Below are 17,860 nucleotides of genomic sequence, written 5' to 3'. Positions count from 1 at the left end.
GGCGGAGGGTGCCGCACAGCGATATGTCGGCGGCCGTCGGGCGCGGTTGCGGAGGGGAGGGTGCCGCACGGCGATATATCGGTGGGTGGCGGAGGCCAGCGCCGGGGCCGGAGGGTGCAGGCGCTCGGCGACATGTCGGCGGACGGTCGCTGTGGTGGCAGGGTCGGGCGCGGCAGCACATGATACGGCCGCACATGATTACGACACCCCGTGTGTGGGGCCAACACATGTGCGCGCCGCCTCGAACCCTCGTAAGTTCACGACCATGACGACGGCGCATGTGGTCGACCTGGATCTGTCGGGGCGGACCGCCCTGGTCACCGGCGCGGGCAGCGGCATCGGGCTAGCCTGTGCCGAACGCCTCGCCGCCGCCGGGGCCGCGGTCGTCGCGGTCGACCGGGACCGGGAATCCGTCGAGCGGGTGGCGTCGGCGATCGGCGGCCGGGCCGTCGTCGCCGACCTTGCCGACCCGGACGTGTTCGCGGAGTTGCCGGGCGCGGTGGACGTGCTGGTCAACAACGCCGGGCTGCAGGTGGTCGCGCCGGTGCACGAGTTTCCGGACGACCGGTTCGCCCAGCTCCAGGCCGTTTTGGTGACGGCACCGTTCCGGCTGATCAAGCGGGTGCTGCCGCACATGTACGAGCGCGGCTGGGGCCGTATCGTGAACATCTCGTCGGTGCACGGGCTGCTCGCGTCGCCGTTCAAATCAGCGTACGTCTCTGCGAAGCATGCTCTTGAAGGTCTGTCGAAGGTCACCGCGCTGGAGGGTGCCGGGTACGGCGTCACCTCGAACTGCATCTGCCCGGCGTTCGTGCGCACGCCACTGGTCGACAAGCAGATCGCCGATCAGGCCGCGATCCACGGGATCCCGGAGTCCGAGGTGATCGAGAAGATCATGCTGGACCGCGCCGCGATCAAGAAGCTGATCGAGCCGGCCGAGGTGGCTGAGCTGCTCGCGTATCTGCTCACCCCGCCGGCCGCACTGATCACCGGGGCATCGGTAACCATCGACGGCGGATGGACGGCGCACTGAGATGCCCCGGTTGCCGCCGCGGGTCAAGGTGCTCGGGGTGCCGGCCGGCCCGCGCGACCGATCGCCGCCGCGAGTATGCAGCGGATCCCTTGGGCAGGCCGCTCCCGGATACCTACGCTGCCGTTATGGAGGAGATCGACATCCCGGTGGCCGGCGGACCGCTGCGGGTTCTGCTCTGGCCGGGCGACGGCCCCCTGGTCGTCGCTGCCCATGGAATCACCGCGAACGCACTGTCCTGGGCCGCGGTAGCCCGGGCTTTGCACGGCCGGGTCCGGCTGGCCGCCCCCGATCTGCGCGGGCGGGCCGGCAGTGCGGCGCTGCCCGGACCGTTCGGGATGGCCCGGCACGCCGCCGACCTGATCGCCGTCATCGACCATTTCGGGGAGCGCTCGGCCAGGCTCGTCGGGCATTCGATGGGTGGCTTCGTCGTTACCGAGACTGCGGCGCGCCATCCGGAGCGAGTGGACTCGGTCCTTCTTGTGGACGGCGGGATTCCGCTGGCCGTGCCGCCGGGCATGGATGTGGACACCGCCCTGCAGGCCACGATCGGTCCCGCTATGCAACGCTTAAACATGAAATTTCCGAAATTTCGGGACTACCTGGCGTACTTCCGCTCGAACCCCGCGCTCGGCCGCTACTGGTCACCGGACATCGAAGCCTACGTGCTGCGCGACTACACCGGCACCGGCTCGACCTGCAACATCGACGCGATCCGCGCCGACGCCCGGGACATGCTGAGCGCGCCCGCGGCGTACGGCTATCCCTTGCTCTGGGCTCCGCGCGGCCTCCAGGACGAGGACACCGGCCTCTACGCCAAGGACCAACTGGCCGCGGTCGACGCCGAGCTGATCCCCGACGTCAACCACTACACGATCCTGCTGGGCGCCGGCGCCGAGCGAGTCGCCACCCGCATCGTGGCTTAGCGGTCACGCCAACAACGGCCGCACCAGCGCCGCGAACTCCTCCGGCCTCTCGATCTGCGGCATATGCCCCGTCCGGGGAAATATGTGCCACTGCGCCGACGGCAGCGCCGCCCGCGCCGCCGCCAGATGCGTCGCCGGCAGGATCCGGTCGCGATCCCCCCAGACCAGCAGCGTCGGCTTCGCGCAGTCCGCCACCAGCGGCAGCAACTCGCCCCGCCACCCGGCCGCCACGCCTCGCAGGCCGCCCAGTGCCCGCGCGATCTCGAGGTAGCAGGCGATGAAGTCGGGCTGTCGCGCGATCTTGATGGCCATCGCGACGCGTTCCGGCGTGACCATGGCCCTCGAGGCGAACAGCGTGCGCTCCACCCGCGGCGCCGTGCGGCGGTCGATGCGGCCCAGCAGCGGCTTGCCCAGGCCGGGCACGGCCAGCATCCGCAGCGCGAACGTCACCTCCTTGCCGAAGCCGGCGCTGCTCACCAGCGTCATGGTGGCCACCCGGCCGGGTTCGTCGGCCAGCATCCGCATCGAGACGGCCCCACCCATGCTGTTGCCCATCAGATGCACGGGTCGCTTCTCGCCCAGCGCGTCCAGGGTGGCCCACGCGGCGTCGGCCAGCAACGGCAGCGTGGTGGGTTCGGGCAGGCGCTGGCTCAGGCCGAAGCCGGGCAGGTCGATGCTGATCACCCGGTGCGTGTCCTCGAGCAGCGGGTGCTGGGCCGACCAGTCCTCCAGGCTGCGGCCGATGCCGTGCAGCAGGACCACCGGCGGTGCGGCCTCGTCGCCGGTCTCGTGGTAGCGGATGCGCGCGCCCCGTACGTCCACATATTTCATCGCGTGCCCCCGACCGCCGCGCGCACCAGGCGTGCGTGCGCCACCGGGAACATCCGCGCCATCAGATCCGGCGCTTTCGCGCTTGCCGCGATCAGGACCCTTGGCTTGCGCTTGGCGACGCCGTCCAGGATCTGCCGGGCCGCTTTGTCAGGGGGGTACGTGAGAAGGCGGTCGAATATCCGGCGGTTCGGCTCGATGTCCGCCTCGGGCACGCCACTGCCGACGCGGGCGTTCTCGGCGATCCTGGTCCGGATGCCGCCCGGGTGCACGGTGGTCACGCCGATGCCGTCGTCCGCGAGTTCCGCCTGGAGCACCTGGCTGAGCCCGCGCAGCGCGAACTTGCTGGCCGAGTACGCGCTCTGCCCGGCCGGCGCGATCAGTCCGAACAGGCTGGACACGTTCACCAGGTGGCTGCCCGGACTGGCCTTGAGCGACGGCAGCAGCGCGTGCGTGAGCAGCATCGGCGCCCGGAAGTTCACGTTCATCACGGTCTCGAACTCGGCCACCGTGACCTGGTCGAACCGCCCGCCCAGCGCGATACCGGCGTTGTTGACCAGCAGTCCGATCGCCGGGTGCTCGCTGCCGATCCGGCTGCCCAGCCGCTCCACCACCGACCGGTCCGCCAGATCCGCCACGATCGCGTTGACCGTCCGCCCCGGATGGACCCGCCCGATCCGGTCCGCCACCGCGGTGAGCCGCGCCGCATCCACATCGACCAGCAGCAGGTCACTCCCGCGCGCCGCCAGGTCATAGGCGAGATGCTCACCGATACCGCTGGCGGCCCCGGTGAGGACGGCCGTCCGCCCGGAAAACTTATAGGGATTCATGCGGAAATATCCTTTATCGGAGGGGAGGGGAAAGGGGCGGCGGACCAGCCGGCGCGGAGGGCGAGGTGCGCGGCGAGGGCGCCGGGTGTGTGGAGGGCGCCGGGTGTGTGGAGGGCGCCGGGTGTGTGGAGGGCGCCGGGTGTGTGGAGGGCGCCGGGTGTGTGGACGGCGCCGGGTGGGTGGAGGACGCGGGCGGCGTGGGGGCCGGGGCGTGCGCGAAGGTCATGTCGCGGGTCACGTCGGCTCGGGGGGACGTCAGCGCGTCGCGCAGGTAGTTCTGGTGGATCAGCCACGGGTCTCGGTCGCCCTGGCGGGGGAACTTGTCGAGGGCTCGCTGCACGTACCCGGAAGAGAGATCGAGCAGCGGACGGCCCTGGCCACCGGGGGTTTCCGGGACCGCCACCGCCCAGCCGTGCCGGTCCATGTGGTCGAGCAGGCGGCAGATGTACCGATTGACCAGGTCGGCGCGGAGCGTCCAGGAGGCGTTCACATAACCGACGCAATAGGCGAAGTTGGGCACCCCGTCGAGCATCAGGCCGCGGTATGCCGTGTGCGCGCCGATGTCTACCGGGGTGCCGTCGAGCCGCACCTGGATGCCGCCGACTGGGATCAGCGACAGGCCGGTGGCCGAGACCACCACGTCGGCGTCCAGGACGCGGCCGGACCGCAGGCGGATGCCCTCGGGCACGAACGCGTCGATGTGGTCGGTCACCACCGAGGCGCGGCCGGCGCGGATCGCGGTGTAGAGGTCGCCGTCGGGGATCACGCAGAGGCGCTGGTCCCAAGGCTCGTACAGAGGCTTGAAATGCGTGTCCACGTACGCGGCATCGCCGATCCCGCGGACCGCCAGCGCTCGCAGTGCGCGCCGCACCAGACCGGGGCGGCGCCTCGCCAGCTGGTAGAAGCCCTGGGTGAGCAGGATGTTCTTGGCGCGCGCCAGGCGGCTCGCGACAACCGCGGGCAGGACCTTGGCCAGTCCGTACGCGATGATGTCCCGCTCCGGGAGTGTGGTCATGTAGGTGGGGGAGCGCTGCAGCATGGTCACGTGCGCGGCGTCCGTGGCCATCGCGGGCACGAGCGTGACCGCAGTGGCGCCGCTGCCGATCACCACGACGCGCCGGCCGGTGTAGTCCAGGTCCTCCGGCCAGAACTGCGGGTGCACGAGTTGGCCGGTGAAGTAGGACAACCCGGGGAAGTCGGGCTGGTATCCCGCCGCGTAGTCGTAGTACCCCGCGCAGGCGTACAGGAAATTGGTGGTGATCTTTGTGCCGTTGGTCAGCCGGACGGTCCACAAGCAGGTCGCCGAGGACCAGTCGGCCGTCTCGACCCGGGCGCCGAAGCGGATGTGCCGGGTGATGCCGGCCTCGGCCGCGGTGTCCTCGACGTAACGGCGGATCTTGTCGCCGGGGGCGATCGACTGGGGGTCGCGCCAGGGCCGGAACGGGTAGCTGAGCGTGAACATGTCCGAGTCCGAGCGCACGCCGGGATAGCGGAACAGGTCCCAGGTGCCGCCGATCGCGTCGCGGGCCTCGAGGATCGCGTACGTCTTTCCGGGCAGCCGTTCCTGCAGCCGCCACGCCGCGCCGATCCCGGACAGGCCGGCGCCGATGATGAGCACGTCGAAGTGTTCGGCCATGGCGCCAGTGTCGTCATCGACGCCCGTTACAGACTTGCCCATACGCGACACTGATTTATCCTTCCGCGACATGGGTGCGATGGTGCGGGCCGCCGGGCTGCGCGGACTCCGCGGTCTGATCGACGAGCTGGGCGGCTCCGGTGCTCCGATGCTGGCCCGGTTCGGCATCGAGCCGGCCGCTCCGGACTCGGACGACGCGGTGATCTCGTCGCTGTCCGCGGGCCGGGTGCTCGAGGTGGCCGCGGCCGAGCTGGACTGCCCGGACCTGGGCCTGCGGCTGGCGGCCCGGCAGGACATCGCGATCCTCGGGCCGCTGGCCATCGCGATCGAGAACTCGGCCACCCTCGGCGACGCGCTGGACTGCGCCACCCGGTTCCTGTTCGTGCACTCGCCGGTGCTGACCGTGGCCCAGGTCGCCGACCCGTCCGGACGCCCGGGCGTGGTCGGGCTGCGTTACGGCAGCACCGAGCTGAACCCGCTGCCGCCGCAGATCGCCGACAACGGCCTCGGCCTGCTGCACCGGATCATCGTGCTGCTCGGCGGCGGCCGGTACGGGCTGCGCTCGGTGCACCTGCCGCACCGGCCGCTGGTGCCGGTGGCCCGGTACACCGAGTTCTTCGGCGCGGACGTCCGGTTCGGCCAGGATGCGGCGGTGCTCCGGGTGCCGGCGGCGCTCACCGAGGCCCGGGTGGCCGGCGGCAACCGGGTGCTGCGCGAGGTGGCCCTCGACTACATGCGCAGCCACTACCCGGTGCCCGAGCGGACCCTGGCCGAGCGGGTGCGCCTGCTGCTCACCCAGTCGCTCGGCTCGGCGCCGGCCGGGATCGCCGCGGTCGGGCGCTCGCTGGGGCTGCACCCGCGCACGCTGCAACGGCGGCTGGCGGAGGAGAGCACGTCGTTCGACGCCATCCTGGACGACGTGCGCCGGCAGGCCGCGCACCGGCTGATCACCGGGACCGAACTGCCGTTCAGCCAGATCACCGCGATGGTCGGGCTGGCCGAGCAGTCGGCGCTCAGCCGGGCGGTGCGGCGCTGGTACGGTCTCAGCCCGCGTGAGCTGCGGCGCGGTTACTGAAACCACGGCGGCTTGCCGATGCCGGAGAGCCGGACGCCACCCCACGGGTCGGGTTCGCTGAGCCGGACCTTCTGCTTTTCTGAGCCCGGGATCGTCAGCGTCGCCTCCCGCAGGCCGCCGCTCACCCGTTCGCGAAGAACCTGATCGGGGGTGGTGCGGCCGGCCCAGCGGAACCGGCCCTCGAGCGGCTCGAAGTGGGCCGACAGCCGGACCTCGACCGGGAGATCGGCCTCGCCGACGCGCACCGTGGCCGGGCCGCGGTATTCCTCCTCATCCGCCATATTGGGTCTCCTCCTGGTAGGCGGCCAGGCCGCCGGGGATGTCGGCGGCGTGCCGGATGCCGGCCACCCCGCCCCACAGGAAAGTGGTGAGGTATTCGCCGAGCGCCTCGCGGCTGATCGGCTGTTGCCGGCGCAGCCACCAGTCACCGACCGACTGCACATAACCCACGACGCCGTACGCCCACGGGGTCGCGGCCCCCGAGTCGAGCCCGCGCGCCCGCAGCCGGTCACCGAGGATCCGGGCCAGGCCGCTGGCGACCGTGTCGACCACGTCGGCCACCACGTCGCGGTGCCGGGTGACGTCGGGCTGGTGCACCACGAACCGGTACAGGTTGGTGTCGGCCTCGATGTGGGCCAGGTACGCGTCGATGGCCGCGGCGATCACCGCGCGCTCCTCGCGGACGTTGGCAACGGCCGGGACGATCGCGTCGAGCACCATGCCGGCCGCCTCCTGCCCGACCGCGAGCCACAGCTCGGACTTGTCGGCGAAGTAGCGGTAGAGCACCGGCTTGCTCACCCCGGCGTGCGCCGCGATGGCGTCCATGCCCACCTCGGGGCCGAGCTCGCGGATCGCCTCGATGGCCGCCGCGGTCAGCTCGGATCGACGCTGCTCACGGTGGCCGGCCCAGCGACCCTTGCGCCCGTCGGTCTCGCGATTCATAGTACTAGAGGTAACTGTTACCTCGGGTAACGTCAAGTTTTCTGGAGGGCTCCCGATGACGACCGAACGGGAACGCACCGCCACCCGGCTCCTGCGCTCTTCCGCCGAGCACTCGTACGACCCGGTGGTCGAGATCGACTGGGAGGCGCCGCTCGCGCCGGATCTGTACTTCGTGCCGCCGCACCGGTCCAGCCTCTACGGCACCGTGCTGTGGGAGTCGCTCACCGAGGAGCAGCGGATCACGCTGACCCGGCACGAGGCGGCCAGCATCGCGGGCCTGGGCATCTGGTTCGAGACGATCCTCATGCAGTTGCTGCTGCGCGACTACTACCGGCAGGACCCGACCGCGTCGCATGCGCAGTACGCGCTGACCGAGGTGGCCGACGAGTGCCGGCACTCGGTGATGTTCGGCCGCATGATCGACAAACTGGGCACCCCGGTGTACCGCCCCGACGGCGTCAACGAGTTCCTCGGCAAGTGGATCGCCGCCACCGGCACCGGCCCGCGGATGTTCGCGGCCATCCTGATCTGCGAGGAGATCCTGGACACCCTGCAGCGCGAGGCGATGGCCCACGAACAGGTGCAGCCCCTGGTGCGGATGGTCTCCCGGATCCACGTCGTCGAAGAGGCAAGGCATGTCCGGTACGCCCGCGAGGAACTGGCCCGGCAGGTCCGAGCGGCCGGCAAGGGCCGCCTGGCCTTCGACAAGCTGGTGATCGGCCGGGCAGCCTACCTGTGCGGCCGGCGGCTGATCCACCCCGCGGTGTACCGCTCGGTCGGCATCGACCCGGAGGCGGGCCGGAAGGCGGCGTGGACGAACCCGCACTTCCGCGAAACGCTGCGCTGGTCGGGCGAGCGGGTGGTGGCCTACCTCGAGGATCTCGACCTGATCAAGGGACCCGGGGCGCCGTTGTGGCGTCGATCGGGCCTGCTGACCGCCCCGGCCTGACCCGCGGAAAGGCGGCCCAACTCTGGCTGATCGCGGGCTTGACCTCCTACTTGAGGATTTCCAGGTGCCCGGTTGGCGGGTGGGCGGTCCGGATGCCGCGTGGCAGATTGGCGCGATGGACGACGCCCTGCACGCCTACGGTTCGGGTCACGCCGACGGCCTGGCCGGCCGGCGCGACGCGGCGCTCGCGGAGAGCCCCGCCACCGGCCCCGACTACCTGGTCGGGCTGGTCGACGGGCAGGTCGCCGCGTTCGAGGCGGCGCTGATCGCCGCGGTCCGCAAAGCTCTGGGGGAGGCGCCCTGATGGAGGACGCCCTGCTGGCCTACGCCAACGGCCGCGCCGACGGCCTGGCCAGCCGCCGCGACCAGCAGCGCGCCGCCGACCCGGGCACCGGCGCCGACTACCGGATCGGGTTCCTGGACGGCCGGCTCGAGGTGTTCCGGCTGCACGCCCAGCTCCGCAAAATAGTCGAGGACGCCGGAGACTAATTAGCGGCGCTGGGAGGGCGCGGCGGTACGCGGCGGTGGGGCTCACAATGATCTTGCCTATTTTGTGACATCGCGTTGACGCCGTGGAAACGCTGGCTCGACGTCCGCGTAACCGCAGGTAGCGAGGCTTGCGGGGGGAACGGGCGGGAGAGGGAGCGGATGATCGAAGGTGTGCTGACGGGGTTCACCGTTGCGGTCACCGCCGAGCGGCGCCGGGATGAGATGACTGCCCTGCTGCACCGGCGGGGGGCTCGGGTGCTCACCGCGTCCGCTATCAGCATTGTTCCGCTCGCCGACGACGATGCCCTGCACGCGGCCACCGCGGCCTGCATCGGGCTGCAACCCGATCTGGTGATCGCGACCACCGGGTTCGGATTTCGCGGCTGGCTCGAGGCGGCCGAGAACTGGGGGCTCGGCGACGACCTGCGTGCGGTGCTCGGGCGGGCCCGGCTGATCGCCCGTGGGCCCAAGCCGTGCGGTGCCATCCGGGCCGCGGGGCTCAGCGAGGAGTGGGCGGCCAAGACCGAGGCCACCGAGGAGATTCTGGAACGGCTGCTGGCCGAGGGCATCACGGGACTCCGGATCGTGGTGCAGGAGCACGGCGAGCCGCAGACCGAGTTCGTGGCCGCCCTGCGCGCGGCCGGCGCGGCCGTGGACGAGGTGCCGGTCTACCGCTGGGTGCCGCCGCCGGACACCGGGCCGGTGCGCCGCCTGGTCGAGCAGATCGTTGCGGGGCAGGTCGACGCGGTCGCGTTCACCAGTGCGCCCGCGGTCAAGTCGTTCCTGCAGCTGGCCGGCGAGTCCGAGGGCTGGGTGCTGGACCGGTTCCGCTCCGGCACGCTGGCCGCCTGCGTGGGGCCGGTCACCGCCGCGCCGCTCGCCGCCCGGGACGTGCCGGTGGTGATGCCCGAGCGGTACCGCCTCGGCGCGCTGATCAAGACGATCGCCGACGAACTGCCCCGCCGGGCGGTGCGGCTGCGGGTCGCCGGCGGCACGCTCGAGCTGCGCGGGCACGCCGTGCTGATCGACGAGGTCCCGCACACGCTGGCGCCGGCCGCCATGTCGATCCTCACCGCGCTGGCCGCCAAGCCCGGCGCGGTGGTCTCCAAGGACCAGCTGATCGCCGCCCTGCCGCGAGGCAACGACGGCCACGCGGTCGACGTGGCGGTGGCCCGGCTGCGCACCGCGCTCGGCTCCGGCCGGCACATCGAGACCGTCATCAAGCGCGGCTACCGGCTGCGCGTCGACGAACCCGCCGCCTGACCGGCCGCCGCCGCCCGGTCCGCGCGCGCCCGCCGTCCGCCCACCATGAAAGGGCAGCGCATGAACCCTCGCCCCACCCTGCTCGCGGTCGCCCACGGCACCCGTTCGGCGGCCGGCCAGCGGCAGATCCGCGACCTGTGCGCCGCGGTCGCCCGGCGCCGGCCCGACCTCGACGTGCGGCTGTCCTACGCCGACGTGCAGCAGCCCCGGATCGGCGCGGTGGTGCCCGGCGTCCGCGACGCCGTCGTGGTCCCGCTGCTGCTCTCCGCCGGTTATCACGTACGCGTGGACATCGGCGACGCGGTGCGCGGCACCGGGATACCGGTGACCGCGCCACTCGGCCCGGACGACGTACTCCTGGAAAGCCTGACCCGGCACCTGGCTGCGCCTGCCCGCGGCGGAGAACAGAAGGCAAAACCCGATGAAGCCGATGCAGTGGTTCTGGCCGCCGCCGGATCGTCGGATCCGGCGTGGCGGGAAAGTGTGCACGCGCTCGCCGCTCGCATTCCCGGCGGGGCGCACGTCGCCTACGCGGCCGGCGCGGAGTCGCGGGTGGCCGATGTGGTGGCCGATCTGCGGCGGCGTGGAGCCCGGCGGATCGCGATCGCCGCGTACCTGCTCGCGGACGGTTTGTTCTACCGCACGCTGCACCGGGCCGGCGCCGACACGGTCACCCCGCCGCTCTGTCTGGACCCCGCGGTGGCCGGTCTGGTGCTGCGCCGATACGAGTCCGCGCTCCTCACATCCGCCCCGGCCGGCATGTAGGGTTTTCCGAACGTTCGCGCAACCGCGACGGTCCCGCCGCTAAACAATCACCCGGAAATATCCGCGGTGTGACGGCGCATTCGACACCCCGCTTCCTGCAAGGCGTCTTCCCCTTCGAGGGCAAGGGCCTCGACCGGCCGGCACCGCTCGGCCCCGAACTGGCCTATGTGGTGCCCGACGGGGTGTCCGCACAGGCCGTCTACTTCCGGGGCGGCAACGCGGCCGCCGAACTCGTCTGCGCGGTCCTCGTGCGCGACGGGAAACCCATGCGGTACTTCCCGATCGGCGCCCGCGGCGACGTCCACGTGTCGCTGCGCGTGCTCGAGGACCTCGACGCCGGCACCTCGGTCGAGCTGTGGCTCGCCGCGCCGGCCGGGCTGACCGGAACCGTGATCGTCGACCTTGGCCTGGTGGAGGTCTGATGAAACAACGTCTGGTGGTCATCGGCAACGGCATGGCCGGCGCCCGCACGGTCGAGGAGATCCTCGCCCGCAACGGCGACTTCGAGATCACGATGTTCGGCGACGAGCCGTACGGCAACTACAACCGGATCATGCTGTCCAACGTCCTGGCCGGGGTGGAGGACGAGTCCGGGATCTTTCTCAACGACCTTTCCTGGTACGCCGACAACGGCATCATGTTGCACGCGGGCATCCGGATCGAGCGCATCGACCGGTTCGCGAAGATGGTGTACGCCACCGACGGCACCGCCACCCCGTACGACAAGCTGATCATCGCGACCGGCAGCTCTGCCTTCGTCCCACCCATCAAGGGTGCGCATGTGCCCGGCCGCGGCTACCACCAGGGCGTTTTCGTCTTCCGCACGCTCGACGACACCCGCGCCATGATCCGGTACGCGAAGGAGCACCAGCGCGCGGTCGTCATCGGCGGCGGCCTGCTCGGCCTCGAGGCCGCCCGCGGCCTGCAGAACCACATGCCGCACGTGACCCTCGTGCACGCCGTTGGCCACCTGATGGAGCGGCAGCTCAATGTCCGGGCCGCCAAGACCCTGCAGAGCACCGTCGAGCAGAAGCTCGGCATCGAGGTGGTCTGCGACGCGATGACCACCGAGATCACCGGCAAGCACGCCGTGACCGGCGTGAAGCTCGCCGACGGCCGGCACATCGAGTGCGACGTGGTGGTGGTGGCCGCCGGCATCCGTCCCAACACCCAGGTGGCGGCGGACTCGGGCCTGGTCGTCCAGCGCGGCATCGTGGTGGACGACCAGATGCGCGCCCAGGACGAGGACGACATCTACGTGGTCGGCGAGTGCGCCCAGCACCGCGACCAGGTCTACGGCCTGGTGGCGCCGCTGTGGGACCAGGCCAAGGTGCTGGCCGACCACCTCTGCGGCAGCAACCCCGGCGCCGCATACCACGGCTCGCAGGTCGCCACCAAGCTCAAGGTGGCCGGCGTCGACGTGGCCTCGATGGGGCTGCTGAACCCCGAGCGCGAGGACGACGAACTGCTCGAGTTCGCCGAGCCGAAGAAGGGCATCTACAAGAACGTCATCATCCGGGACGGCGTGCTGGTCGGGGCCACCCTGGTCGGCGACGCGCGCAAGGCACAGACCCTGATGCAGGCGTTCGACCGCAAGTCGGAGCTGCCCGAGGACCGCGCCGAGCTGCTGTTCGACCTGGGCGGGCCGGCCGGCGAGGTGAGCGTCGCCGAGATGGCCGACGACGACCAGGTCTGCAACTGCAACGGAGTCAGCAAGGGCACCATCTGCTCGACCGTGGAGTCCGGCTGCAAGACCGTCACCGGCGTGATGGACAAGACCCGGGCCGGCAAGGGCTGCGGCACCTGCAAGGGGCTGGTGCAGCGGATCGTCGAGTGGGCCGCGGGCGGCGAGGTCGAGGAGGACCCGGCCGCGTCGTACTACGTGCCCGGCGTACCGATGCCCAAGCCGGAGCTGATGACGGCGATTCGCACGTACGACCTCAGGTCTGTTTCCTCGGTCTTCGCCACCCTGGGCGGTGCGGAGGACGCCAAGAGCAAGATGGGTCTCGCCTCGCTGCTCAAGATGATGTGGGGCGACGACTACGTGGACGAGCGCGACGCCCGGTACATCAACGACCGGGTGCACGCCAACATCCAGCGCGACGGCACGTTCTCGGTGGTGCCCCAGATGAAGGGCGGCGTCACCACGCCGGCCCAGCTCAAGCGGATCGCCGAGGTGGCCGAGAAGCACGGCGTGCCGATGGTTAAGCTGACCGGCGGCCAGCGCATCGACCTGCTCGGCATCCCCAAGGAGAAGCTGCCGCAGATCTGGGCGGATCTCGACATGCCGTCCGGTTACGCGTACGCGAAGAGTTTCCGCACCGTGAAGACGTGCGTCGGATCGGACTTCTGCCGGTTCGGGGTCGGCGACTCGACGGCGCTCGGCATCGCGATCGAGGAGCGGTACCAGGGCATCGAGGGCCCCGGGAAGATGAAGCTCGCGGTCACCGGCTGCCCGCGCAACTGCGCCGAGGCGTACGTGAAAGATCTTGGGGTTGTCGCCATTGACGGTGGCAGGTGGGAGATCTACGTCGGCGGGGCGGCCGGAGCGCACGTGCGCAAGGGCGACCTGCTCGCCACCGTGGACACCGCCGAAGAAGTGATCACGCTGACCGGCCGGTTCCTGCAGTACTACCGGGAGAACGGCAACTGGCTGGAGCGCACCTATGCCTGGGTGCCGCGCGTCGGCATCGACCGGATCCGGGCCGTGGTGGTCGACGACGCCGACGGCATCGCCGCCGCACTGGACGCCGCCATGGACGCCTCCGTGGCCGCCTACCGCGATCCGTGGAAGGAGCGCGCCGTGCCCGCTACCCCTGGTCAGTTCCGGACATCGCTGCCGCTGACCGTGCTGCCCCAGGTTCCGGTGCGCGCATGACGCCGCTCGGGTCCATCCACGACATCCCGCTGGGCGAGGGCCGCACCTACGCGATCGACGGCGACATGGTGGCCGTCTTCCGGCTGCGGGACGGCTCGGTGCGCGCCCTCTCCGCGGTCTGCCCGCACCAGGGCGGCCCGCTGGCCGACGGCCAGATCGACCTCCAGCAGGTGGTCTGCCCGCTGCACCTGTACGCCTGGGACCTCACCACCGGCTGCTCGCGCAGCGGCCTTCCCCCCGTCGCCACCTACCCGGTCCGCGTCGACAACGACCAGATTCTGCTGGAGCTCTAGATGACCGCTACGCTGCCCGCTCCGCCCCGACCGACGGCCACTGTCTCCGTGCGGGGCCACTGGATCGACGACTGGCGACCCGAGGACCCGGATTTCTGGAACACCACCGGCGCGCCGATCGCCCGGCGCAACCTGATCTTCTCGATCCTGTCCGAGCACATCGGCTTCTCGGTGTGGTCGCTGTGGTCGGTCATGGTGCTGTTCCTGGGACCGCAGTACGGCCTCGACCCGGCGCAGAAGTTCCTGCTCACCGCGGTCCCGACGCTGCTCGGCGCGGCACTGCGGATCCCGTACAGCCTCGCCGTGGCCCGGTTCGGCGGCCGCAACTGGACGGTGTTCAGCGCCGCCATGCTGCTGGTCCCCAGCGTCACCGCGGCGTTCCTGATCAAGCCCGGGGTGGAGTTCTCGACGCTGCTGGTCCTGGCCGCGCTGGCCGGCGTCGGCGGCGGCAACTTCGCCTCCTCGATGACCAACATCAACGCGTTCTACCCCAACCGGCTCAAGGGCTGGGCGCTCGGCATCAACGCCGGCGGCGGCAACCTGGGCGTGGCCGCGGTGCAGCTGGTCGGCCTGTTCGTGCTGGCCTTCTTCGGCGCCGCCAGCCCCGGCCTGGTGGCCGGCATCTACATCCCGCTGATCGTGCTCGCCGCGGTCTGCTCGGCGCTCTACATGGACAACCTCTCCCAGGCCCGCAACGAGAAGCACGCGATGCGCGACGCCGCCCGGGAGGGCCACACCTGGATCATGTCGGTGTTGTACATCGGCACGTTCGGGTCCTTCATCGGCTTTGGTTTCGCTTTCGGCCAGGTGCTCCAGGTGCAGTTCGCCGAGCAGTTCAGCACCCCGATCAAGGCCGCTTATCTGACGTTCCTCGGGCCGTTGCTGGGGTCGTTGATCCGGCCGCTCGGGGGCGCCCTCGCGGACCGCCTCGGAGGTGCCAAGGTCACGTTCGTGAACTTCATCGCGATGGCGGTCGGGGCATCGATCGTGTTGATCGCGGCGCAGCAGCGGTCGTTGCCGCTCTACATCGTGGGGTTCATCGCACTGTTCATGCTCAGCGGGGTCGGGAACGGGTCGACCTACAAGATGATCCCGGCCATCTTCCGGACCAAGTACGCGTCTGACGAGCTCACGGCACGCCGCATCTCGGGGGCTGTGATCGGGATCGCGGGGGCTATCGGGGCGGTTGGCGGGGTGCTGGTGAATCTGGCGTTCCGGCAGTCGTTCCTGGAGACTAAGAGCGCGGACGCGGCTTACCTGGCGTTTATTGCCTTCTATGCGCTTTGTGTGGTGATCACCTGGGCGGTTTATCTGCGGCCGGGGTCACGCACGGCCGGTCACGTTTAGCACTGAGGCTTTCTCGAGCCGCCGCGACGGGCTGATCTCGTCGCGGCGGCTGCTGTGCGTCCACCGGAGACGATGAGAGTGCACTGGTGGTCTGGCAGGCTGAGCTGATGGAGTCGGTTTGGGACTACCCACGCCCGCCTCGCGCGGAGCGCACCAGGGCCCGGGTGACGGTCGTGCATGCGGGTCGGGTGATCGTCGATAGCGACCGCTGCTGGCGGGTCTTGGAAACCTCGCACCCACCGGTCTACTACGTACCCCGCGACGGCATCGCCGACGCGGTGCTCGAGCCGGGCGAGGGCCGCTCGTACTGCGAGTTCAAGGGCGTCGCCAGCTACTGGGACCTGATCGCCGGCACCACCAGGGTGCAACGAGCCGGCTGGTCATACGAACGGCCCTCACCCGGATACACGGAGATCGCCGGAGCTGTCGCCTTTTATCCGAGCCGGGTCGACGAATGCCGGGTAGCCGGCGAGCTCGTCCAGCCGCAGGAGGCGACTTCTACGGTGGCTGGATCACCACCGACATCACCGGTCCGTTCAAGGGCGGCCCCGGCACGATGGGCTGGTGAAACGGCCTGTCCACATCCGCGCCCCGGCACGTCGCCAGCCGATCCAGACATCCACTCGGGCATGCCCGGCCCTGAGCCTCCAACCTGGCGACGTGAACGACGCTGCGCCGGCAGCGGGCCGCTGCGGTCACGGCCCCGGCATCAAAAGGTGCCGGGGCCGCCAGGTAGTTACTACGGATCACTGACCGCGGCTGGTGGGGTCCACCTGTGCGAACGTCAACAGATCGATCATGCGGAAGGTGCCCGGGGTGCGGGCCGGCAGGTTGGGCTGGAAGCCAGGATTCTCCAGCAGGAACCCGCCGGGAGCGACCTGCATCAGGCCGATGAAGACCTCGCCGACGATGGTCGCGCCGACCGGGCCGAGGCGCAGCCCCTGCTCCATTACCTCGGCCTCCTTGAGGACATAGAACCACAGTGGAGTGTTCGCCTCGAGGCCGACGTTGTAGCGGCTCCACTCCGGGAAGTTGGCGGCGCCCAGCACCGGCGCACCTATCGCCCGGGCCACGTTCTGCCCGGAGGGCAGGTTCCACGTGATGCCCCGCAGCATGTTGCGCACCGGCAGTGCGATCGGCTGGTCGCCGCTGGAGATGGTGGAGAGCGGCAGCCGGAAGAGCGCCGAGGAGATTCTCGTATCGATGCGCTTGTTCGGCTTGACTGCCGGAGTCGTCGCGCCCGGGTCGGTGAACTGCGGCCCGAAGTCGAAGAACGTCTGCCAGCCGATGAAGCGCCGCGGCGCCCGGCGGCCACCGCGCATGTCGACGGGATCGGCCTGGCCCTCGCCGGCCGGGTCGAAGATCATCGCGAAGAACGCGCTGCCGTCCGGGTTGCCGGCCAGGTTCACCCGGTACGACGGGCGGACCTGGCTGTGGCCGAAGCGATACGCCGCACCCTGGAACTCCACCGGCATGTAATGCTGGCCGGGGGCCGGCGTGAAGAAGCGCCGGCCGCCGTTGCGGATCGCGTTGACCCGGTCCTGCCCGATGATCAGCGGCAGGAACTCGGTAAGCACGATCCACTGGTAGTGCCACATGACCTGCTGCCGCGCCAGGGTGAACACGGCGGTCGCGTCGGCACCCGGATTCTGCGAGCGTACGCGGTCGACGACCCGGTTGTGGAACAGGATGAACGCAGCCTGCAAGCCGGCGATAACCAGATTTTCGTCGTTACGCGGATCGGAGATGATCGCCGTACCGTCCGCGCGGCGGGGGAGGTCCTCGAAGCGTCCGCCGCTCTCGATCCGCAGCTTCGCCCGATCGGCGGGGTTGTACAGCTCCGGGTTGACGGTCGGCCCTCCGCCGTACACCGAGTCCAGGTCCAGCGCCGGGTTACGGGTGTTGGGGGTGGTGTTGGGGTCGGTCACGACGGCCAACTGCGAGGTGGTGTCGAAGGTCAGGTCATGGTCGAGGAACTGCCCCAAGAACGTGATACCCGCGGGCTGGTTGGGGTTGTTCTGATTGACGAGATTCAACGCCGGGTCCACGATCAGCGCGGCCGGCCCCTTTTCGAGCACGTCCTTGGCGTCCATCGCGTGGGTGAACTCGCCGATGTCCCGGATCGCGTCGATCGTACGCTGGAGCGTGATCGTGTCTGCCGTGTTCACGAACGGCTGCATGTCCGGGAACATCCGGCCGAAGAATTGAGGCGAGGTCGCCGCAATCTCCACCTCCTGCTGCACCATCGAGGCGAGCGCTTTGGTGCTGGTAAGTGTGGTGGCGCCGAAGAGCCCTAACGCGCCGGCCCCAACGCCATACCCGAGCAGCGCCCGTCGGCTGAGGCCAGGACAGCCTTCCACCTGGTGCCCACCAATGTGTCTCGTTGCCATGTCCTCGTAAGCCTCCGTCCTGGGGAGCAGGCACCGTAGGACCGCGAGCCCTTCCACACGCTTTTTCGTGACGGAAAAGGAGTTCGAATCAGGGCGCAATGAATTCATGGCCGCTGGGGGACCTAGCCATCAATTCAGTCACGTCACGGGTGGCCAGCCTCGCTCCTATCCGGGATCTCGGTCCTTACCGGTCATCGTTGCCACTCGGCCACGTAGCGA

At 70.2% G+C, this 17,860-nt stretch carries 18 protein-coding genes and 1 pseudogene; 13 read left to right on the top strand and 6 right to left on the bottom strand.

Going from position 1 to position 17,860, the window contains the following annotated elements; genetic code table 11:
• The first annotated feature begins 265 nt into the window (after window positions 1-265).
• Entirely contained in the window at window positions 266-1,033 is a 768-nt protein-coding gene (locus Ari01nite_RS10680) for a 3-hydroxybutyrate dehydrogenase (protein WP_203781001.1), read from the top strand.
• Window positions 1,034-1,158: 125 nt separating this feature from the next.
• Window positions 1,159-1,956: an alpha/beta hydrolase gene (locus Ari01nite_RS10675; protein WP_203781000.1), complete on the top strand. Its 798-nt coding sequence runs from the start codon at window positions 1,159-1,161 to the stop codon at window positions 1,954-1,956.
• Window positions 1,957-1,959: 3 nt separating this feature from the next.
• Here Ari01nite_RS10675 and Ari01nite_RS10670 read toward each other — a convergent pair whose 3' ends face one another.
• From Ari01nite_RS10670 to Ari01nite_RS10660, 3 genes are read right to left on the bottom strand one after another with little or no spacing between them, the layout of a single operon-like run.
• Entirely contained in the window at window positions 1,960-2,787 is an 828-nt protein-coding gene (locus Ari01nite_RS10670) for an alpha/beta fold hydrolase (RefSeq protein ID WP_203780999.1), read from the bottom strand.
• Window positions 2,784-3,614: an SDR family NAD(P)-dependent oxidoreductase gene (locus tag Ari01nite_RS10665; RefSeq protein ID WP_203780998.1), complete on the bottom strand. Its 831-nt coding sequence runs from the start codon at window positions 3,612-3,614 to the stop codon at window positions 2,784-2,786. Before Ari01nite_RS10665 ends, Ari01nite_RS10670 begins: the two co-directional genes overlap by 4 nt.
• Window positions 3,615-3,627: 13 nt before the next feature.
• A complete protein-coding gene (locus Ari01nite_RS10660; protein ID WP_203780997.1) occupies window positions 3,628-5,250 on the bottom strand; it encodes an NAD(P)-binding protein in 1,623 nt (540 codons plus the stop codon).
• Window positions 5,251-5,320: 70 nt separating this feature from the next.
• Here Ari01nite_RS10660 and Ari01nite_RS10655 point away from each other — a divergent pair, with 70 nt between their 5' ends.
• The gene (locus Ari01nite_RS10655; protein WP_203780996.1) at window positions 5,321-6,325 is read left to right on the top strand and encodes an AraC family transcriptional regulator; all 1,005 of its coding nucleotides are present in this window, start codon (window positions 5,321-5,323) and stop codon (window positions 6,323-6,325) included.
• On the opposite strand, the gene Ari01nite_RS10650 is transcribed toward Ari01nite_RS10655, so the two are convergent.
• A complete protein-coding gene (locus Ari01nite_RS10650) occupies window positions 6,319-6,606 on the bottom strand; it encodes a DUF4873 domain-containing protein (protein ID WP_203780995.1) in 288 nt (95 codons plus the stop codon). The genes Ari01nite_RS10655 and Ari01nite_RS10650 overlap by 7 nt on opposite strands.
• Window positions 6,596-7,267 carry a TetR/AcrR family transcriptional regulator gene (locus Ari01nite_RS10645; RefSeq protein WP_203780994.1) on the bottom strand — a complete coding sequence of 224 codons (672 nt, stop codon included), beginning with the start codon at window positions 7,265-7,267 and terminating at the stop codon, window positions 6,596-6,598. The genes Ari01nite_RS10650 and Ari01nite_RS10645 overlap by 11 nt, the downstream gene beginning before the upstream one ends.
• Window positions 7,268-7,322: 55 nt before the next feature.
• Here Ari01nite_RS10645 and Ari01nite_RS10640 point away from each other — a divergent pair, with 55 nt between their 5' ends.
• From Ari01nite_RS10640 to Ari01nite_RS49765, 10 genes and pseudogenes are all read left to right on the top strand, one after another.
• On the top strand, window positions 7,323-8,216 hold the full coding sequence (locus Ari01nite_RS10640) for an AurF N-oxygenase family protein (RefSeq protein WP_203780993.1): 894 nt from the start codon (window positions 7,323-7,325) through the stop codon (window positions 8,214-8,216).
• 64 nt (window positions 8,217-8,280) lie between these two features.
• Window positions 8,281-8,520, top strand: coding sequence for a hypothetical protein (locus Ari01nite_RS10635; protein ID WP_239162643.1), 240 nt, complete (start codon window positions 8,281-8,283; stop codon window positions 8,518-8,520).
• Entirely contained in the window at window positions 8,520-8,705 is a 186-nt protein-coding gene (locus tag Ari01nite_RS10630; RefSeq protein WP_203780992.1) for a hypothetical protein, read from the top strand. Before Ari01nite_RS10635 ends, Ari01nite_RS10630 begins: the two co-directional genes overlap by 1 nt.
• Window positions 8,706-8,864: 159 nt before the next feature.
• Window positions 8,865-9,968 carry a uroporphyrinogen-III synthase gene (locus Ari01nite_RS10625; RefSeq protein WP_203780991.1) on the top strand — a complete coding sequence of 368 codons (1,104 nt, stop codon included), beginning with the start codon at window positions 8,865-8,867 and terminating at the stop codon, window positions 9,966-9,968.
• A 60-nt stretch (window positions 9,969-10,028) separates the two neighbouring features.
• The gene (locus Ari01nite_RS10620; RefSeq protein WP_203780990.1) at window positions 10,029-10,733 is read left to right on the top strand and encodes a sirohydrochlorin chelatase; all 705 of its coding nucleotides are present in this window, start codon (window positions 10,029-10,031) and stop codon (window positions 10,731-10,733) included.
• Window positions 10,734-10,801: 68 nt separating this feature from the next.
• Window positions 10,802-11,155, top strand: a complete 354-nt coding sequence (locus tag Ari01nite_RS10615) for a molybdopterin oxidoreductase (protein ID WP_203780989.1) — start codon at window positions 10,802-10,804, stop codon at window positions 11,153-11,155.
• On the top strand, window positions 11,155-13,611 hold the full coding sequence (gene nirB, locus Ari01nite_RS10610; protein ID WP_203780988.1) for a nitrite reductase large subunit NirB: 2,457 nt from the start codon (window positions 11,155-11,157) through the stop codon (window positions 13,609-13,611). The genes Ari01nite_RS10615 and nirB overlap by 1 nt, the downstream gene beginning before the upstream one ends.
• Window positions 13,608-13,904 carry a Rieske (2Fe-2S) protein gene (locus Ari01nite_RS10605; protein ID WP_203780987.1) on the top strand — a complete coding sequence of 99 codons (297 nt, stop codon included), beginning with the start codon at window positions 13,608-13,610 and terminating at the stop codon, window positions 13,902-13,904. The genes nirB and Ari01nite_RS10605 overlap by 4 nt, the downstream gene beginning before the upstream one ends.
• Complete coding sequence (locus tag Ari01nite_RS10600) at window positions 13,905-15,251, top strand: nitrate/nitrite transporter (protein WP_203780986.1); 1,347 nt, start codon at window positions 13,905-13,907, stop codon at window positions 15,249-15,251.
• 107 nt (window positions 15,252-15,358) lie between these two features.
• A pseudogene (locus Ari01nite_RS49765) lies at window positions 15,359-15,655 on the top strand (DUF427 domain-containing protein); the annotation flags it as partial.
• Window positions 15,656-15,997: 342 nt separating this feature from the next.
• Here the strand turns inward: Ari01nite_RS49765 and Ari01nite_RS10590 are convergent.
• A complete protein-coding gene (locus tag Ari01nite_RS10590) occupies window positions 15,998-17,497 on the bottom strand; it encodes a peroxidase family protein (RefSeq protein ID WP_203780985.1) in 1,500 nt (499 codons plus the stop codon).
• Between the last annotated feature and the right edge of the window lie 363 nt (window positions 17,498-17,860).

Origin of the sequence: Paractinoplanes rishiriensis, from assembly GCF_016862375.1 — a bacterium.
Classification (GTDB): domain Bacteria; phylum Actinomycetota; class Actinomycetes; order Mycobacteriales; family Micromonosporaceae; genus Actinoplanes; species Actinoplanes rishiriensis.
Note: the sequence above shows the minus strand (reverse complement) of the source record. Positions and strands in the feature narration are given on the sequence as shown.

What these genes read in the sequence shown, in the direction of transcription:
- Ari01nite_RS10590 (WP_203780985.1), bottom strand. Translation starts at nt 17,497, where the DNA reads ATGGTGCAGCAGGAGGTGGAGATTGCGGCGACCTCGCCTCAATTCTTC.
- Ari01nite_RS10665 (WP_203780998.1), bottom strand. Translation starts at nt 3,614, where the DNA reads ATGAATCCCTATAAGTTTTCCGGGCGGACGGCCGTCCTCACCGGGGCC.
- Ari01nite_RS10660 (WP_203780997.1), bottom strand. Translation starts at nt 5,250, where the DNA reads ATGGCCGAACACTTCGACGTGCTCATCATCGGCGCCGGCCTGTCCGGG.
- Ari01nite_RS10605 (WP_203780987.1), top strand. Translation starts at nt 13,608, where the DNA reads ATGACGCCGCTCGGGTCCATCCACGACATCCCGCTGGGCGAGGGCCGC.
- Ari01nite_RS10670 (WP_203780999.1), bottom strand. Translation starts at nt 2,787, where the DNA reads ATGAAATATGTGGACGTACGGGGCGCGCGCATCCGCTACCACGAGACC.
- Ari01nite_RS10620 (WP_203780990.1), top strand. Translation starts at nt 10,029, where the DNA reads ATGAACCCTCGCCCCACCCTGCTCGCGGTCGCCCACGGCACCCGTTCG.
- Ari01nite_RS10680 (WP_203781001.1), top strand. Translation starts at nt 266, where the DNA reads ATGACGACGGCGCATGTGGTCGACCTGGATCTGTCGGGGCGGACCGCC.
- Ari01nite_RS10655 (WP_203780996.1), top strand. Translation starts at nt 5,321, where the DNA reads ATGGGTGCGATGGTGCGGGCCGCCGGGCTGCGCGGACTCCGCGGTCTG.
- nirB (WP_203780988.1), top strand. Translation starts at nt 11,155, where the DNA reads ATGAAACAACGTCTGGTGGTCATCGGCAACGGCATGGCCGGCGCCCGC.
- Ari01nite_RS10675 (WP_203781000.1), top strand. Translation starts at nt 1,159, where the DNA reads ATGGAGGAGATCGACATCCCGGTGGCCGGCGGACCGCTGCGGGTTCTG.
- Ari01nite_RS10640 (WP_203780993.1), top strand. Translation starts at nt 7,323, where the DNA reads ATGACGACCGAACGGGAACGCACCGCCACCCGGCTCCTGCGCTCTTCC.
- Ari01nite_RS10630 (WP_203780992.1), top strand. Translation starts at nt 8,520, where the DNA reads ATGGAGGACGCCCTGCTGGCCTACGCCAACGGCCGCGCCGACGGCCTG.
- Ari01nite_RS10650 (WP_203780995.1), bottom strand. Translation starts at nt 6,606, where the DNA reads ATGGCGGATGAGGAGGAATACCGCGGCCCGGCCACGGTGCGCGTCGGC.
- Ari01nite_RS10600 (WP_203780986.1), top strand. Translation starts at nt 13,905, where the DNA reads ATGACCGCTACGCTGCCCGCTCCGCCCCGACCGACGGCCACTGTCTCC.
- Ari01nite_RS10625 (WP_203780991.1), top strand. Translation starts at nt 8,865, where the DNA reads ATGATCGAAGGTGTGCTGACGGGGTTCACCGTTGCGGTCACCGCCGAG.
- Ari01nite_RS10645 (WP_203780994.1), bottom strand. Translation starts at nt 7,267, where the DNA reads ATGAATCGCGAGACCGACGGGCGCAAGGGTCGCTGGGCCGGCCACCGT.